The sequence below is a fragment of the Streptomyces roseochromogenus subsp. oscitans DS 12.976 genome (assembly GCF_000497445.1).
Classification (GTDB): domain Bacteria; phylum Actinomycetota; class Actinomycetes; order Streptomycetales; family Streptomycetaceae; genus Streptomyces; species Streptomyces oscitans.
On the sequence record NZ_CM002285.1, the window covers coordinates 522,112 to 526,061 of the forward strand.

Genomic DNA, 3,950 nt, shown 5'->3' on the forward strand with positions numbered 1-3,950 from the left:
GTGCCGGACGGCTTCCAGGGGGCGCCGGCACGGGCCGGGGCGTGCTCCAGACGGCGGCCGTAGGCGCCGGACTCCCGGATGACGACCTGGTCCTCACCGCCCGCGTCGCCGAGCAGCGCGGCCAGCCGGGCGACGGTCTGCGGACCGATCTCGGCGGGCAGGTCGATCAGACCGCCCCAGCGGTCGGGGTGTTCGAGAGCGGCGACCCGGCCGAGGCCCCACACCTGGGCCTGCGCGAAGCCGGAGACCTCGGCGGCCGGCCCATGGGAGACGGCATCGCGGGTGACGCACCACAGCGGTGCGGTGATCTCGGTGTCCCCAAGTGCCTGTACGAGGGCGGCAGTCGAGGTCAGTTCGGTGACCGGCGCCAGCAGGGACAACACACCGTCGACACCGCCCCGGCCGGCCAGCAGCCCGGCCAGTTCGGTACGGCCGGCGGCTTCCGGTGCCGTCACGCTGTCGACGTGCAGGCCCCGGTCGGTGAGTCCGGTCAGGACAGCGCTCGTCCACGGGTCGTCGCAGGCGGGGACGACGGCCAGCCAGTGGCCGCCGAGCGCCGGGGTGGCGGCGGGGGCCAGCGGTTCCCAGGTGACGCGGTAACGCCAGCCGTCGGCGGTGGCGTTGGCCTGCCGCTGCTCGTGCCAGGCGGCCAGGGCCGGTACGACGGCGGCGACGGACGTCTCGTCGGCGACGCCGAGGGTGGCGGCGACGGCGGTCACGTCCTGCTCCCGGACCAGCTCCCAGAACGGGTCGGCCGCGTCACCGCCCGCGCGAGCCGCCGCGGAGCGCTCGGCCTGCAGGATGGGCGCGTCCTCCCAGTGCCGGTCGCGGCGGAACGGATAGGTGGGCAGATCGGCTTTCCGGCCGCCGGCGAACACGACCGTCCAGTCGGGGCCGGTGCCGGTCAGGTGCAGGCGGCACACGGCGTCGATGAGGGCGGCGTCCTCGTCCCGGTCGCGGCGCTGGGTGCCGATGACGTCGGGCACCACGCCCTGCGCCATGGTGGTGAGCACCGCGTCGGGGCCGACCTCCAGGAAGCGGGTGGCGCCTTCGGCGGCCAGCGCGGTCACCCCGTCGTGGAAGCGGACGGCCTCACGGACGTGCCGTACCCAGTACTCGGGCGAGGTGAGTTCGTCGGCCATGCGGCCGGTGACGTTGGAGACGACCGGCAGGGCGGGCTCGTGGAAGGTGAGGCCGGCCAGTACCTCGCGGAACGCGTCGAGCATGGGGTCCATGCGACGGGAGTGGAAGGCGTGGGACACCTTCAGCCGGGTGGTCTTCTCCACCTTCGCGGCGACGGCGAGTACGGCCTCCTCGTCGCCCGAGACCACCACCGCACGCGGGCCGTTGACGGCCGCGATGTCGACGCCGTCGGTGAGCAGCGGCGTGACCTCGGCCTCGGAGGCGAGCAGGGACACCATCGTGCCGCCGGCCGGCAGTTCCTGCATCAGCCGGCCGCGGGCCGCGACCAGCACGACCGCGTCCTTCAGCTCCAGGACACCGGCGACGTGCGCGGCGACAACCTCGCCGATGGAGTGTCCGGCGAGCAGGTCCGGGCGGATGCCCCAGTGCTCCAGCAGCCGGTACAGGGCGGTCTCGAAGGTGAACAGGGCTGCCTGCGTGTAGACGGTCTGGTGCAGCGGGGACGCGGCCGGGTCGGCGGGCTCCTCGAACATCACCTCGCGCAGCGGCCGGTCCAGGTGGGCGTCGAAGGCGGCGCAGATCTCGTCGAAGGCGGCGGCGAACACCGGGAACGCGGCGTGCAGCGTGCGGCCCATGCCGGGCCGCTGGGAACCCTGGCCGGAGAACAGGATGCCGAGCCGGCCGGGTTCAGGGACCACGACGGCCGCCTGGCTGCCGTCGGCGACGGCGCGCAGCGAGGCCAGCAGTTCGTGCCGGTCGCGGCCGGTGACGGCGGCCCGGTGAGTGAACAGGGCGCGCGTGGTGGCCAGCGAGTACCCGACGTCGTACGGGTCGAGGTCACCGGCGGCCGTGAGCAGCCGCTCCGCCTGCCGCTGGACGGCGTCGGAGCCCTTGCCGGACAGCACCCACGGGACGACGGGCAGCGCGGCACGCTCGGGGGCGGGCCGGTCGGTGTCGGCGGGCGGCGCCTCTTCGAGGATGGTGTGGGCGTTGGTGCCGGAGATGCCGAAGGAGGAGACGCCGGCGCGGCGCGGGCGGCCGTCGGGGGTGTCCCAGGACTGGGGCTCGGTGAGCAGGCGGATGTCGCCCGCGGTCCAGTCGACGGCGGTGCTGGGCTTCTCCACGTGCAAGGTGCGCGGCAGGGTGCCGTGGCGCATCGCCATGACCATCTTGATGACGGCGCCGACACCGGCCGCGGCCTGCGGGTGGCCCATGTTGGACTTGATGGAGCCGAGCCAGATCGGCCGGTTCTCCGGCCGGTCCTGCCCGTACGCGGCGATGACGGCCTGGGCCTCGATGGGGTCGCCGAGGGTGGTGCCGGTGCCGTGCGCCTCGACCGCGTCGATGTGGTGCGGGGCGAGCCGGGCGTCGGCGAGGGCCTGCTGGATGACGCGGATCTGGGCCGGACCGCTCGGCGCGGTCAGGCCGTTGGAGGCGCCGTCCTGGTTGACGGCGCTGCCGCGGACGACGGCGAGCACCTCGTGGCCGCTCCGCAGGGCGTCGGACAGCCGCTCCACGAGCAGCATCCCGGCGCCCTCGGCCCAGGCGGCGCCCGCGGCATCGTCGGAGAAGGAGTGGCAGCGCCCGTCGGGGGACAGCGCGCGGCGCTCGCTGAACTCGATGAACATCTCGGGGCTGGCCATGACGGCGGCGCCGCCCGCGAGCGCCAGCGAACACTCCCCCTTGCGCAGCGACTGGATCGCCGAGTGCAGCGCCACCAGGGAGGAGGAGCAGGCGGTGTCCATGGTGACCGCGGGGCCCTCCAGGCCCAGGGTGTAGGCGATACGGCCGGAGACGATACTGCCGGAGATGGTGCCGCCGATGTAGTCGTGGTGCATCAGGCCGACGAAGACACCGGTCGGGGTGCCCTTGACCGTGTGGGGGTCGATGCCTGCGCGCTCGAAGGCCTCCCAGGCGACCTCCAGCAGCAGCCGCTGCTGCGGGTCGGTGCCGGGCGCGTCCTTGGGGCTGATGCCGAAGAACGCGGGGTCGCATTCGGCGGCGTCGTGCAGGAAGCCGCCGTGGCGGACATAGGACTTGCCGGGGGCGCCGGGCTCGGGGTCGTAGATCGCCTCGACGTCCCAGCCGCGGTCGGTGGGGAACTCGGTGACGACGTCGATGCCCTCGTGCACGATGCGCCACAGGTCCTCCGGGGTGCGCACGCCCCCGGGGTAGCGGCAGCCCATGCCGATGATGGCGACGGGCTCGCGGTCCCGCTCCTCCAGCTCCCGTACGCGGCGGCGGCTGCGCTCCAGCTCGGTCGTGGCCCGCTTGAGGTAGTCGCGGAGCTTGCCGGCCGTGGCCGAGTCTTCCATCACTGGGCTCCCAGTTCGTTGTCGAGCTTGGCGAAGAGTTCTTCGTCGCTGGCTTCCCGGAAGTCCGCCGGCGCCTCGGGCGCGGGGTGACGTCCGTGGGTGTCCTGCCAGCTGCGCAGCAGCGCTTCGAGGCGCGCGGTGACGCGGGCGTGGCTGCCGTCCTGGTCGGGCAGGCCGTGCAGGGCGGTTTCGAGGCGGTCCAGCTCGGCCAGCGCCGACCGGGTGAGGTCGGCCGGTCCGGGCACGAGCGCGGTCTTGAGGTGGACGGCGAGGGTGAGGGGGGTGGGCTGGTCGAAGACGAGCGTCGCCGGCAGGGTGAGGCCGGTGGCGCCCGCGAGGAGGTTGCGCAGTTCGACGGCGGCGAGCGAGTCGAAGCCCATGTCCTGGAAGGCGCGCCCCGGGTCGACCGACTCCGGCGAGGGGTGCCCGAGTACGCCGGCGACGTGGGTGCGGACCAACTCCAGCAGGGCGCGGTCCCGTTCGGCTTCGGCC

The 3,950-nt window shown here is 74.1% G+C and carries 2 protein-coding genes; both read right to left on the reverse strand.

Translation table 11 applies throughout. The features are described from left to right. The coding region (locus M878_RS52680; protein ID WP_023544521.1) for a type I polyketide synthase at nt 1-3,458 on the reverse strand (3,458 nt) is incomplete at its 3' end. Further along, on the reverse strand, nt 3,458-3,950 hold a 493-nt coding region (locus M878_RS52685; protein ID WP_023544522.1), incomplete at its 5' end, for a phosphopantetheine-binding protein. The genes M878_RS52685 and M878_RS52680, both read right to left, overlap by 1 nt.